Origin of the sequence: Tamlana sp. 2_MG-2023 (genome assembly GCF_030548465.1) — a bacterium.
Classification (GTDB): Bacteria; Bacteroidota; Bacteroidia; order Flavobacteriales; family Flavobacteriaceae; genus Pseudotamlana.
Genome location: NZ_JAUOSF010000002.1, coordinates 273,895 through 287,315, shown reverse-complemented (window position 1 = coordinate 287,315; position 13,421 = coordinate 273,895). Strand labels below are relative to the sequence as shown.

The 13,421-nt window shown below is 29.7% G+C and carries 12 protein-coding genes; 9 read left to right on the top strand and 3 right to left on the bottom strand.

The features are described from left to right. Positions 1-74: 74 nt before the first annotated feature. The 7 genes from Q4566_RS04335 (at position 75) to Q4566_RS04305 (ending at position 7,501) form a co-directional block, all read left to right on the top strand. A complete protein-coding gene (locus Q4566_RS04335; RefSeq protein WP_303418721.1) occupies positions 75-713 on the top strand; it encodes a CatB-related O-acetyltransferase in 639 nt (212 codons plus the stop codon). A 12-nt stretch (positions 714-725) separates the two neighbouring features. Beyond that, complete coding sequence (locus tag Q4566_RS04330) at positions 726-1,871, top strand: glycosyltransferase (protein WP_303418718.1); 1,146 nt, start codon at positions 726-728, stop codon at positions 1,869-1,871. A gap of 3 nt (positions 1,872-1,874) precedes the next feature. Further along, positions 1,875-2,999, top strand: a complete 1,125-nt coding sequence (locus Q4566_RS04325) for a polysaccharide pyruvyl transferase family protein (RefSeq protein WP_303418715.1) — start codon at positions 1,875-1,877, stop codon at positions 2,997-2,999. 116 nt (positions 3,000-3,115) lie between these two features. Then, positions 3,116-4,225 (top strand): glycosyltransferase family 4 protein, encoded by a 1,110-nt coding sequence (locus Q4566_RS04320; protein WP_303418713.1) that lies wholly within the window; start codon positions 3,116-3,118, stop codon positions 4,223-4,225. Positions 4,226-4,269: 44 nt separating this feature from the next. Then, positions 4,270-5,394 carry a glycosyltransferase family 4 protein gene (locus Q4566_RS04315; RefSeq protein WP_303418709.1) on the top strand — a complete coding sequence of 375 codons (1,125 nt, stop codon included), beginning with the start codon at positions 4,270-4,272 and terminating at the stop codon, positions 5,392-5,394. 19 nt (positions 5,395-5,413) lie between these two features. Then, a complete protein-coding gene (locus Q4566_RS04310; RefSeq protein WP_303418706.1) occupies positions 5,414-6,499 on the top strand; it encodes an EpsG family protein in 1,086 nt (361 codons plus the stop codon). A gap of 9 nt (positions 6,500-6,508) precedes the next feature. Then, positions 6,509-7,501, top strand: a complete 993-nt coding sequence (locus Q4566_RS04305; protein WP_303418703.1) for a glycosyltransferase family 2 protein — start codon at positions 6,509-6,511, stop codon at positions 7,499-7,501. Positions 7,502-7,616: 115 nt separating this feature from the next. On the opposite strand, the gene Q4566_RS04300 is transcribed toward Q4566_RS04305, so the two are convergent. Beyond that, complete coding sequence (locus Q4566_RS04300; RefSeq protein ID WP_303418701.1) at positions 7,617-9,410, bottom strand: hypothetical protein; 1,794 nt, start codon at positions 9,408-9,410, stop codon at positions 7,617-7,619. Between the two features lie 506 nt (positions 9,411-9,916). On the opposite strand from Q4566_RS04300, the gene Q4566_RS04295 reads away from it, so the two are divergent. Together Q4566_RS04295 and Q4566_RS04290 are read left to right on the top strand one after the other, a co-directional pair. Then, complete coding sequence (locus Q4566_RS04295) at positions 9,917-11,062, top strand: glycosyltransferase family 4 protein (RefSeq protein ID WP_303418697.1); 1,146 nt, start codon at positions 9,917-9,919, stop codon at positions 11,060-11,062. A gap of 41 nt (positions 11,063-11,103) precedes the next feature. Then, complete coding sequence (locus tag Q4566_RS04290) at positions 11,104-11,721, top strand: sugar transferase (protein ID WP_303418694.1); 618 nt, start codon at positions 11,104-11,106, stop codon at positions 11,719-11,721. On the opposite strand, the gene Q4566_RS04285 is transcribed toward Q4566_RS04290, so the two are convergent. Both Q4566_RS04285 and Q4566_RS04280 read right to left on the bottom strand, forming a co-directional pair. Further along, entirely contained in the window at positions 11,718-12,398 is a 681-nt protein-coding gene (locus Q4566_RS04285) for an HAD family hydrolase (protein WP_303418692.1), read from the bottom strand. The genes Q4566_RS04290 and Q4566_RS04285 overlap by 4 nt on opposite strands. Further along, entirely contained in the window at positions 12,391-13,356 is a 966-nt protein-coding gene (locus Q4566_RS04280) for an ATP-grasp domain-containing protein (protein ID WP_303418689.1), read from the bottom strand. Before Q4566_RS04280 ends, Q4566_RS04285 begins: the two co-directional genes overlap by 8 nt. Positions 13,357-13,421 lie beyond the last annotated feature (65 nt).

Here is a 13,421-nt window from a genome sequence, read left to right as displayed (position 1 = left end):
ATTTACATAACAAGAATTAACTCCAGAACAAGATTTACTAGATATATTAATTTAAATTTAAAAAAAGGAACGAAATGAAACACAAAATTAGAATCATTTTGTGGAGACTTTTAGGAATAGATTATAATCAAGCTCTAAATATTCACGATTTCATCTTTTTAAAAAATGATAAACACTCGAAAATTGGAAATAAAACTTATGATAATGGAGCTCTAGTGTGGCGATGGACAAACAGCGAACTAATTATAGGGAATTATTGTAGCATAGCAAATAATGTAAGATTTATAATTGACGAAGGTTACCATACAGCCTCAACTATTACTAATTTCCCGTTAATAAATAATTTATTCAAAAATGAGCTGTTAGACAAAAAAAACAAACTGCATTCCGTTTTACAAGACGTTAAACAAAAAAAAGGAATCTATGTAGGTAATGATGTCTGGATTGGAATGGGATCCTACATTATGCCAGGTGTTAAAATAGGGAACGGAGTTACAATTGGGGCAAACTCTGTGGTCACCAAAAATGTTCCTGATTATGCTGTTGTAGCGGGATCACCTGCTAAACTTATTAAATACAAATATTCAAAAAGTCAAATTGATAGTTTAAATAAAATTTCATGGTGGAACTGGGAGGAAACTACTATAAAAGAACGGATTAACGATTTTTATTCGGATGAAAATGCATTTATAGAGAAATACAAAGTTAACTAAGCGTATAAATAAATGAAAAATATCGTTTTTGTTATTGAGTCATTACATTGCGGAGGAGCAGAAAAAAGCCTTGTGACTCTATTGCAAAATATAGATTACAAAAATTATAACTTAGATTTATTTTTAGTAATTGAAGGGGGAGAATTTCAAAAATTTGTTCCAAAGGAAATTAATATAAAAAAAATCAAGACCGCAAACAATCCTAATGATCAAAATTTAACAAAACGACTAAAATACAGAGTTTCTCGATTTTTAAACAAAAAGTATCATCCAGCTCAGTTTTTCTGGAAATTTCATCGACATAATTATAAAAAAATTGATAAAACATATGACATAGCGATAGCCTATAACCAAGGCTTTTCGACATATTTTGTTTCAGAAAATATTAAAGCAAATAAAAAAATTGCTTGGATGAATACAGATTATAATAAAGCGGGATATAACATTAATTTTGATTTCAAATTTTATAATAATTTTGATGAGGTGGTTTGTGTTTCTAATGAAAATAAAAAATCGTTAGAGCTTGCATTACAGACTATAGACCAGTCACTCCCAATTAATATTATTCAGGATATATCTGACGAAGGAATTATCCAAAAACAAAGCTTACTATCTACTCCATTTCAAAATACCGAAGGAGTTAAAAACATTTTAACCATAGGAAGACTTGCTTCTGCTAAAGGCCTACATTTAGCGATTGAAGCTTGTTCGCTTCTCTTAAAATCAAACCATAATATAAAATGGTATGTCATTGGAGAAGGGCCTGAACGAAAAAAGTTAGAAAAACACATTGAACGGAAAAATTTACAAGATCATTTTATTTTATTAGGTTACAAAGAAAATCCATATCCATACTTAAAATCCTGTGATATCTATGCACAAACCTCAATTTTCGAAGGACTGGGTTTATCGGTAATAGAAGCAACAATTCTAAATAAACCAATAGTGACCACTAATTTTGAAACTGCTTCAACCATTATAGAGCATAAAGAAACTGGTTTAATTTGTGAAATGGTTCCTGCAGAAATCGCTAAGAGTATCGCATACTTTATAACTAACTCTGATTTCGTAAAAAAAACCACATATAATCTTTCTATCAGAAAAAATGAAAGCACAAAAACATCCCTGAAAAAAATTAACAAAATACTAAACACCTGAAAAATGAAGATTAAAACCATAACTTGTCATGAGGTTTATAATTACGGAGCAACATTGCAGGAATTTGCTCTGCTTAAGTACTTGGAAATTCTTGGTCATGAAGCTGAAACAATTAATTACAAACCGAGCTACTTAAGTAGTCACTCTAATATATTTAGAATAAGTAATGCTTATTTCAATAAAAACAAGATACTTAAAACAATATACCTTACACTAAAAACTCCTTCCAGAATAATATCATTGAAACGTAAAAAAAACTTTGATAAATTTTCGAAAAAACATATTAAGAGCACAGATAAAATTTACATAAACAATGACGAATTAAAGTCTGATTTACCTTTTGCAGATGCTTACATATGTGGTAGTGATCAAATTTGGAATTCTTTTTTTGAAAACGGAAAAGACCCAGCATTTTATTTAGATTTTGTTCCTAAAGAAAAATTAAAAGTCTCCTACGCTGCTAGTTTTGCCATTGATCAATTAGAGGAATCAATTAAACCATTTGTTAAAGAGAAAGTTTCAAAGATAAACGCTGTTTCAGTAAGGGAAACCTCTGCTGTAAAAATTTTAAATGATTTAGATATAACCAATGTTAAACATGTTTTGGATCCCGTTTTTCTCATTGACAAAAGTTCATGGTTAGATTTAATGACTATAAAAAAAATATCTAAGCCCTATATCTTTATATATGACTTTGATTCAAACGCTTCAATCATGAAGTTGGCTAAAAGTTTAAAAAAACAAAATAATTGGAATATAGTTACAATAAACAAAAATATAAGTTACGCCGATAAGAACTACCATATGGAAGGGCCTGATAAATTTTTAAACTTGATTTACAATGCAAATTATGTTATTACAAATTCATTTCATGCTGTTTGCTTTTCTATAATTTTTCAAAAGAAATTTGTCGTATTTAATAGATTCGACAAAATTAACACTCGCATGCAGGACTTATTAAAATCAATTCATTTAGAAAATTTATTAATAGATAACAAAACAGAAATTGAATTACATAACTTCGAGAACATGAATTATGATTACAATGAAACATCTTTAAATGAATTAATTTCTGCTTCAAAAAACTTTTTAACCACAGCGCTAAAAATTAATAATAACGTTCTATAATTGAATAAAGAAATACAATTGATAAACAAATAACTCATACTGAAAATTAAGTTCAAATGTATTTTAAAAACAAGCTTTTAAGACACCATAATATTTAATAATATATATTTATAAAATTGAAAAAACTCTTATACATAACCAATCAAGTTTGTGGTGCCGCAGGACTGGAACGTGTTTTATCTATTAAAACCAGTTATTTAATAGATGTTTTTAATTACGAAATACATATAATTACCTTAAATCAAAAGGAAACTGATTTATTTTACCAATTTCATGAAAACATAATATATCATGACCTTGAACTTAAAGGAAATCCATTCCAGTATATCTACCAGTATATTACAAAACTTAAAACTGTCGTAAATAAAATAAATCCAGATATAATTTCTGTGTGTGATGATGGATTAAAAGCATTTACCTTGCCATTTGTTCTCAAGAATAGTTGCCCTATAATATACGAAAGACATGTTTCTAAGGTTATAAATTTAAATGCTGAAAAAACTTCACTTTTAAGTATCTATAAGCAAAAATTAACCGAGAATTTCATGCTTTTAGGAGCAAAAAAATTTGATAAATTTATTGTTCTTACCAAAGATAATTTATCCGAATGGAACCTCGATAACATACAAGTAATCAATAACCCTCTTTCTTTTTATCCCAAAGAGATCTCTAACTTAAACAATAAAACGGTTTTAGCTGTTGGTAGACAATGTTATCAAAAAGGTTACGACCGACTTTTAGAAAGCTGGAAAATTGTTACAAAACGACACCCTGATTGGCAACTAGAAATTTATGGTGCTTTCGATAAAGAAAATAAATACCATAAACTAGCTAAAGAATTACGTGTCGATTCTAGCGTTTCTTTTTTTAAGCCTGTAAAAAACATTGGAGAAGTTTATCAAAATGCTTCCATTTATGTCATGCCTTCTCGCTTTGAGGGTTTTGGCATGGTGTTAATTGAAGCTATGGCTTATGGCGTACCCTGTGTTTCATTTAATTGCCCTTGTGGTCCAAAGGAAATTATTACTAATAATAAGGATGGTTTTTTAGTAAACAATGGAGACACCAAAAGTTTTGCTGCTCAAATTGAAAAGCTAATCCAAGATGAAGATTTACGTCACGAAATGGGTATTAATGCAAGACAAAAAGCTGGTTTGTATTTTCCAGATAAAATAGTACCTCAGTGGGATTTATTGTTTCAAGATCTAATTAAGAAAGCATCGTAAAAACTATTTTTAAGTTAAAAAACTTAAAAAACTCGTAAAGAAAAATGAAAATTATTTATTATACAGATCAAATTTATTTACATGGGGGTTTAGAGCGTGTGCTTTCTAATAAACTCAAATATTTCAGTACTCACACTAACTATGATTTACACATCATTACTTTTCAACAAGGAAATAATCCGGCTTGTTATGAAATTCCAGAAAATGTTACATTACATGATTTAGATATTAGATACAATAGAAACATAAGCTATTTAAACCCTAAAAATTCTAAATTATTTTTCAAACATTATACACGGCTAAAGCGAACTATTCAAAAAATTAATCCTGATGTTATTGTAGTTTGTAATTATGAATTTGGATTTTATTTTATTCCACTAATTGCAGGAAAAGCTTTAAAAATTAAAGAATTCCATTCTTCAAAACATTTTGATTTTTTAGCTCGAAATAAAAATAAAAATATATTAAAAAAAATACAATATAGAATTACTGATTATTTCGAGTCTAAGTATGATAAATTAGTTGTACTAACACCAGATGAAACACAATATTATACCTCTAAAAATATAACGGTAATCCCAAACGGGCAAGATGTAACATATACTGAAAAATCTCAATTAACAAATAAAAAAATAATTAGTGCAGGACGTATTGCTCCCGTGAAGGGATTTGAACATCTAATATCTGCATGGAAAGATGTTGCACCAATTTGTAAAGGCTGGAAATTAGAAATTTATGGCGAAGGTGACCCTGTCTACACGCAAGAATTACAGAATCAAATTAATATCTTAAATTTAAATGATTCTATTTTATTGAAAGGTAGCACCAACAACATAAATCAAAAAATGACAGAGTCTTCCATTTATGTCATGTCCTCTTTAACTGAATGTTACCCAATGGTACTTCTTGAGGCCATGTGCGTAGGATTGCCAATTGTAAGCTTTGATTGCCCTAATGGGCCAAGAAACATTATAAAAGATCAAGAAAACGGCCTATTAGTCGAATATTTAAATAACAAGAAACTGGCGCAAGCTTTAATTCTTTTAATAAAAGATGAAGCTAAAAGAAAACAACTTGGAGCACAGTCATCTATAACGGTCCTAGATTATACGAATGAAATTGTAATGAAAAAGTGGTTAGATCTTTTTAATAGTAAAATTGTAAAATAACATAAAACACGCGGAGTTCATGATAGAATTTATTCCTTTAGATGAGTATTACCTATATTATATAAATATATCATTAGCCATCGTATTATTTACTCTAATACATTCCTGGTTATTAGAAATTGATAACCCTAAAAACATTGTTTACATAAATAGTCTAGGGTACACAATTTTAATCATTTTGACCTTATATATTGGTTTAAGACCTATTAGTGGCATTCATTTTAGTGATATGGCAACTTATGCTAAAACTTTTAATTATTACAAAGTAGGCGGCGAATTAAAAACAGACAAAGATGTGTTTTTCGAACTATTCACTAAGTTTTGCTCCTCAATCATGACTATTAATATTTTCTTTCTCTTTTGTGCTACCTTATACATTTACCCAATGTTTCGTGTATCAAAGATTTTTTTTAAGGAATATTGGTTTTACAGCTTCTTATTATTAGTCGTTTCTTTTTCTTTCTGGGCTTATGGCGTTAACGGAATAAGAAATGGAATAGCTACTTCTATTTTTTTACTTGCAGTTTCTTTTTATAAAAACAAAATTGTCATGATAGCGCTTTTAGTGCTATCTACAATGTTTCACAAAACCATGCTTCTCCCCGTGCTTGCCTTTTCTATTACTTTTTTATACAACAATCCAAAAATCTATCTAATGTTTTGGATTTTAGCTATCCCTTGCTCTATTGCCTTAGGAGGTTTTTGGGAAAACCTGTTTGCTACCTTAGGTTTTGCAGACGATCGGTTAGGCGGTTATTTAAGTAATGGAGATGGCAGTTCAAAGTTTAGATTTGACTTTCTATTTTATAGTTCATTCCCAATAATTGCTGGGTTTTATTATATATTAAAAAAAGGGTTTGATGATAAACTATATAATCAACTATTAAACACATACCTTATTTCTAATGCATTTTGGATTTTAGTTATTCGTGCAGCCTTTTCAAATAGATTTGCTTACTTATCTTGGTTTTTAATGGCAGTACTTATAATTTATCCACTTTTAAAAGAAAGGCATCATAAATATCAACATTTAGTAATAGGTCAAATCGTTCTCGCTTATTTTGGCTTTACTTATTTAATGTTTTCCTTATATTATACTGAATAATTATAGACTATGAAAGATATCACTTTTGTTATCCCAATGTATAATGTTGAGCAATACTTAGAAAAATGCTTAAACTCCATTAGCTCACAAAATTTAGCCGATAACACTTTTGAAGTTATTATGGTTGATGATGAATCACCAGATAACAGTTTAGAAAAAGCAAAAAAATTAGCGTCTCAATATCCTTATATTAAAATTATTTCTCAAAAAAACAAAGGCTTAGGAGGGGCCAGAAACACTGGTATTCGTCACGCTGTAGGCAAATTTATCTTGTTTTTAGATGCAGATGATTGGTTATTACCCAGCACCATCTCCAAACTCTTACAGTTAGCTAATAAAAACAACTTAGAAATTCTAGAGTTTGGTGCTAATATTGTTTCAGAAAATAATGAAATAATTAATTCTCTATCGATGTCTAGCCATGGAGAAATATACACAGGCATAACATACTATAGTAAGATTAAATACGGTGGATCCGCTTGTAACAAACTATATTCAATTGAATTTTTAAAAGAGAACAAATTATTTTTTTTAGATAAAATATACGGTGAAGATTTCGAATTTAACACCAGAGCTTTTTTTTATGCTAAAAGAATGCAAGCCGTAAATAATATCTGTACTGCCTTTTTACAATCATCAAATTCAATTACAAGAAATAATAGTGCTACGATGAAAAACAAGTATTTAAATGATTTTCATGTTATTTTATCAAGCATTAAATCATTTCAAGCCTTACAATCAAAAGCAACAGATCCATTAACAGAGGCCTTTTTTAATGAACGCTTAACACTAGTTAATATCAATGCCTTTTATATGATGTTTAAGAACAAATATTCATACAAAAGAATAGATGACTATAAATCAAAATTAAAAAAGGACAACTTGTTTAGTGTTAATTACCCGGTAAGTCACAAACAAAAAAACCTATTTCGAAAAATTTTTTTAAAACATTTTCTACTTTTCCGAGCAACTCAAACATTTAGAAATTTAATCAAAAAATAGCTCTGTATTTCTAACCCTCAACATATTGTCCAGTTTTGTTACTGTAACACCCTTTTTAATGCATTTAATTTTAACTCTAAGACCATTTAAAAATAACTATCTTTCATCATAGATATTATCGCTCTATAGTATCATTTTTATTAATTAAAACACTTGAAGACAAGTTAACGCCATTCTTTACTTCAATGGCCTTAATATTAAGTGGCGTTTTTGAGGTATAGATTATAATTTTATTTTCTTCAAAAGTAGAATTTTGACAATCATAATTAAACAATAACCCGTTTTTATTGATTTCTGCATCAATCGTATTACCTTTGAAAAGAATGTTTTGACTTTGATTCATAATAACACATCCTAATTTATTATTCGTTACTTCTATTGAATTAGCACCTATTATGCTCGCATGAGCTCCTGAGTCATTTCCTCTGGTACCAGTAATTTCATTGTTATTTACGACATAATTAGATTTACCACTCCCTGTCCATGCATTATTAAGATTAAGCGCAAAACTACTACCTGAAAGCATCTCCAATTTATTTCCTTCAATTATGGTGTTAGTTGTAGTATTTATAGATATAATTCCTCTATCTGAGGCTTTTATTGTATTATTTTTAATTACAGAATTTGACACTCCAACACTACTATTTTTACCACCTGCACCTAGATAAATACCTGTTTCACCTTCAATATAGTTATCTCTTAATAAGACGCCATTTCCTCCTACATACACTCCATTATAAACGGTGTTTTCATAAACTTCATTACCAAAAACAAAATCAACACGATTATAATTATCTGTTTTACCTGCCGATATACTCCCTCTAGCAATGTTATTTCTTATAATAACACCATCTGCAGTCGCAAACCCAATTCCAGAATCTAAATCGTTTTTTTCAAAAATTATAGGTCCGTTACCGTGAGAGACAAAGAAACCTCCTCCACCTGAGTAATTTCCTGAAATAATACCTTTATTTCCACTAACAAATATATTATTAACCCTTTCATACTCTATAAGGTTATTATTAGCATCTCTTTCTCTAACAGGCTCAATATTAAATTGACAAGACGGAGATGTACCTTTCGATTTTGCCATATCAACTCCTCCATCGATAAATTCATTATCTTGGATAACAATATTTTCACAGTTGGTTAATGACAAATTAATTCTTCTCGCTCTTAAAAATTTACTGTTTTTTATTGTAATATTCTCTGCTCTAATATGTCTCGAATCAAAATAATGATATATACTAGAGATATTTAAACCATCACCAGTAGCATCTTGAAATACAACGCCATCAATTACAATATTTTTACCACCCTTTATTCTCATAGTATGCCCCCACTCGTGAGATCCTCCTGTCGCTCCATCAGAATCTACATAACCAGAGTTATAATTATGTTCCTCTCGATCGCCATGTAAAACACCACCTTGAATAGTAATATTATTTTCATTAGAAATACCCAATAAAGTCGGCCTAAAATGTCCATTAGGCTGCATCCTTAAATGCGTATCATTAGTCATTTTTAATTTAAAGTCAGAAGGAATATTAATAGCATGTATTTCTGGTGTTCCTTCATTTAAAGGTCCATCAACTTTAAAATAGGCATCCATTTTATCTATCTTAAAAGTCGTAATACCATTAGATTTTGCTTTTATCATCATCGCTTCTAGAATATCTCGGTTGCTTCTAGCTACATCATCACTAACTTTACCTTCTACAATCCCCCAACGTTCAGGAATAAATGTAAACTCATTTTCATTCAGCTCTATTCCTTCTTCTTTTTCTTCGGTTATAATTACTTCGATTTCCTCGGAGTTCGTATCAACAAAAAGGTCTTCATTGTTACATGATGTCGTGACTAATAATAGTAAAACAGTAAGCATCATAAGGTTAAAGGTTGTTTTCATAAAGATAATGATTTGTGGCAATGCAATTAATAATGTCTAAGTTTGATTAAAAATCTTTTTTAAAATATCGTTAAAAGACTATTTATTATCGGCAAAATACATTTTTTTAATCAAAAAATCGATTAAATGTATTTTTTTATAGATAAAAAACATCTTTTTTTAATACTATTCACTCTTAGAGCTACGGCCTAATCAACAATTTGGATTATATTATTTTAAAAAAGGAACAAAAAAAAACTTTAATACACTGATTTTAATGTATTTATAAATTAAAAATATTTTAAAAACAATCTGTACCAGCATCCAATAACCTTCATTCGTCCCCCAAATAATAGACTGATTTTCAATACTTAGAAAAAACAATGAAATAATCGACAAACTACAATACACTTTATTTCAGCAAAATAAAATCAGCCTACTTTACATCTATAAATGAAACCTTAATTTACTTTTAAATATTAATTATGTTTTATACTTTCAGGCTCTGAATTTCAGCACAAAAAAACATGAAAAAAAAATTGTTTAGAGTAACTACAGTGCCTTACTCTTTAAACATATTGCTGTCTGGTCAATCTCAATTTATGTCTAATCACTTTGAGGTTACAGGCATTTCTTCTTCAAATAAAAATGACATAGATGCGGTTTCAAAATTGGAAGGCATCCCTATGATTCCTATAGAGCTCACTAGGCAAATTACCCCTATAAAAGATTTAAAAAGTGTTTGGAAGTTATATTCAGTTTTAAAAAAGGAAAAGCCATACATAATCCATTCTCACACCCCCAAAGCTGGAACCGTTTCTATGTTGGCCGCTAAATTAGCTGGTGTACCTCACCGCTTGCATACCGTTGCTGGCATGCCTTTATTAGAAGCGAAAGGTTTTAAACGACTTGTTTTAAATACGGTTGAAAAACTAACATATCATTGTGCTACAAAGGTATATCCTAATTCCAACGGGTTATTTGATATTATTTTAGATCAAAAATTCACATCAAAAGATAAATTAAAAGTTATAGGAAATGGAAGTTCAAACGGCATTGACACTAGTTATTTTTCGCCAGCTTTCAATAATAACTTAAAAAATCTAAGAAAAGACCTAAATATTCAGGAAAGCGATTTTGTTTTTGTTTTTGTAGGACGACTGGTTACCGACAAAGGTATAAATGAGTTAGTCGCATCCTTTTTGGAGCTATCAAAAAAACAAAAAAACATCAAATTACTCCTTGTTGGAAGTTTTGAAAGTGATTTAGATCCTCTAAAACCAGAAACTTTACAAGCAATTACAACAAATAAAAACATTATTAACCCGGGTTGGAAAAATGATGTAAGACCTTATTTATTAATTTCTGATTGCTTAGTATTCCCAAGTTACCGGGAAGGGTTTCCAAATGTTGTACTTCAAGCAGGAGCCATGGAATTGCCTGGAATAGTAACAAATATCAATGGTTGTAATGAAATTATTAAAGAAAACATTTCCGGTTTCATTATTCCTGTTAAAAATACTGAAGCACTTCAGGAAGCCATGCAAACTGTTTTAGACAACCCTAAAAAAGCTAAAGCCATGGGAATAAAATCAAGACAATTTATAATTGACAATTTCGAAAGAAAAGTGATTTGGAAATCATTACTCAAAGAATACCAGTCACTAAAGTGAGTTTTCTATCACTATATTACCAACCATTCATCCAATAAAAAATGTACCAACTATTTATTAAGCGAATTTTTGATTTTTCAAGTGCCTTTTTTGGCCTAATAGTTTTATCACCCGTTTTCATAACTGTTTACCTCATTCTTCTCATTACAAATAAGTCGAATCCCTTTTTCTATCAAAAACGTCCTGGTTTAAATGAACATATTTTTAGAATCATTAAGTTTAAATCCATGACAGATAAAAAGGATGCAGAAGGAAATTTATTACCAGATACCGAACGTGTTACTAAATTTGGAAACTTTATAAGAAAAACGTCTTTAGATGAAATCCCTCAACTCATAAACGTATTGAAAGGAGACATGTCTCTGGTAGGTCCCAGGCCTTTTTTGCCCATATACCTACCCTATTACACTAAAACTGAAAAGAAGAGACATCAGGTAAGACCAGGAATTACAGGTTATGCACAAGTAAATGGTAGAAACTACCTTGAATGGGACAAAAAACTAGAATATGATGTTTATTATGTGGAAAACCTAACTTGGCAATTAGATTTTAAAATTTTACTTAAAACCGCAAATAGAGTACTTTCTTCAAGTGATGTGTCTGTAGATTTAAATGAAATACAAGCCCCGCTTCACATTGTAAGAGATAAAAACATTTAACTTAACGAACCATAAAGCACAAGTGTCTCAACTGATTCAAGACTTTCTATAAGATGTTTTGGTTTTTGTTCTTCTGAAATATCAAAATCCTGGTTATGAATATTTTGCCCAACATCCTTCAAACATACACTCGTCCAGCCTAACTGGTTTGGTGCAATGAAATCTTTTTTAGTATTATCACCCACGTAAAAGTATTTAAAATCAGCACCATACTTGTTTACATAATATTCAAAGTTCAATGAGCTCGGTTTTTCAGATCCAAATTCTTCAGAAATTATTATATCATCAAAATAGTCTAAAAGATTTAAAGCCTTTAATTTACTGCGTTGTTGCACACTTCTTCCATCGGTAATTAAGCCAATTTTATATGTATGTTTTTTTAACCTAGTCAATAACTCCTGAATATCTTTAGTTAGAGAAATTGAGGGTTCATGATTCCTGTATATTTGAACTAAGTCTAAAGCTGAAAACTTCTCAAGTTTATAATATTTTAAAATTTCCTCAAAAGCATTTAAATCATTTTCATAAAAACTAAACATTTGATTATAAATAATTGATGAGCTCACAGGAGTTACAGAAGCTATCAAATTTGAAATCTCTTTATAGGCAGATTTTAAAAAGTCTATTTCTTTATATAATGTGTCGTCCAGATCGAACACTAAAACCGTTTTATTCATTATAATTACGAACTAAAACTTCATTATCATATCGAAGCATCAACAATTTATCTTCCCATCCATCATAATTTTCAACTGGTTTATTAAATAAATACTCTTCAATAATCCATTTAGCATAATTCGCACCGGCGAGGTAGGATAACGGGAATCCACCACCAAACCTAGCATTAATTTCAATGCCATAAATTTTATGAGTTTTTTTATGTTTGAAAAACTGAGCTGTTAAACAGCCCTTTACACCTTCTATTGTATTCAAATGTGTTTTAATATATTCAACCAGTACATTTTTATCTGTAATCCCCTTATTAACCTCTCCATCTCTAACTTCTATACGCTTTCGCGGAACTACACATTTTAAGGTACTATTTTTGTTATAATAAAGATCACAGGTAAACTCCTCGTATTCAGAGTGGTCTAAATACTCTAAAAACATTAAGTTTTCTTTATTAAAATGATAATCGGTAAGATCTTCTTCCTTTAAGATTACAAAAGTGTCAACACTCCTACTCCCATTTAATGGCTTAATAAATAATGGTAGTTCATAATCTGTTTTTGAATATTCCTTCGCAATATCAATGCCGTGAGTCGTGAAAAAAGCACTCATTTTACGCTTATCTCTACAAATTTTAATAAAATCAATAGAAGACACTATGGTTATAATACCATTTTCAGCTAAAAGTTCGCTATGTTCGGCTAATATCTTTAATTCGGTATCAATTGTGGGGATAATAAGCTTGACATTATTACTTAAACAAACTTTTAATAATTCATTTAAAAAAGTTTTTTCATCCACACGAGGAAGTCGAAAAGCCTCGTCTGCAACATGGCAAGCTGCAGAAAGCTGTATGTTGCAGTCTGCGGCAAAAACCTTTCCTATTGGGGTTAATGCTTTTAATTCCTTCTGAAAAGCTCTAACTAAGGAAACTCTTTTTCCTGCAGAGGTAACTAATATATTCATAGATAAATTGGGTGTCTTTTTAACATTACAACCAAATGTACATGAATTTATATTACGTTAATATT

Bases quoted from the DNA above. Each gene is read 5' to 3' on its own strand.
- Q4566_RS04285 (WP_303418692.1), bottom strand. From the start codon at position 12,398: ATGAATAAAACGGTTTTAGTGTTCGATCTGGACGACACATTATATAAA.
- Q4566_RS04300 (WP_303418701.1), bottom strand. From the start codon at position 9,410: ATGAAAACAACCTTTAACCTTATGATGCTTACTGTTTTACTATTATTA.
- Q4566_RS04330 (WP_303418718.1), top strand. From the start codon at position 726: ATGAAAAATATCGTTTTTGTTATTGAGTCATTACATTGCGGAGGAGCA.
- Q4566_RS04305 (WP_303418703.1), top strand. From the start codon at position 6,509: ATGAAAGATATCACTTTTGTTATCCCAATGTATAATGTTGAGCAATAC.
- Q4566_RS04325 (WP_303418715.1), top strand. From the start codon at position 1,875: ATGAAGATTAAAACCATAACTTGTCATGAGGTTTATAATTACGGAGCA.
- Q4566_RS04315 (WP_303418709.1), top strand. From the start codon at position 4,270: ATGAAAATTATTTATTATACAGATCAAATTTATTTACATGGGGGTTTA.
- Q4566_RS04295 (WP_303418697.1), top strand. From the start codon at position 9,917: ATGAAAAAAAAATTGTTTAGAGTAACTACAGTGCCTTACTCTTTAAAC.
- Q4566_RS04280 (WP_303418689.1), bottom strand. From the start codon at position 13,356: ATGAATATATTAGTTACCTCTGCAGGAAAAAGAGTTTCCTTAGTTAGA.
- Q4566_RS04335 (WP_303418721.1), top strand. From the start codon at position 75: ATGAAACACAAAATTAGAATCATTTTGTGGAGACTTTTAGGAATAGAT.
- Q4566_RS04290 (WP_303418694.1), top strand. From the start codon at position 11,104: ATGTACCAACTATTTATTAAGCGAATTTTTGATTTTTCAAGTGCCTTT.
- Q4566_RS04310 (WP_303418706.1), top strand. From the start codon at position 5,414: ATGATAGAATTTATTCCTTTAGATGAGTATTACCTATATTATATAAAT.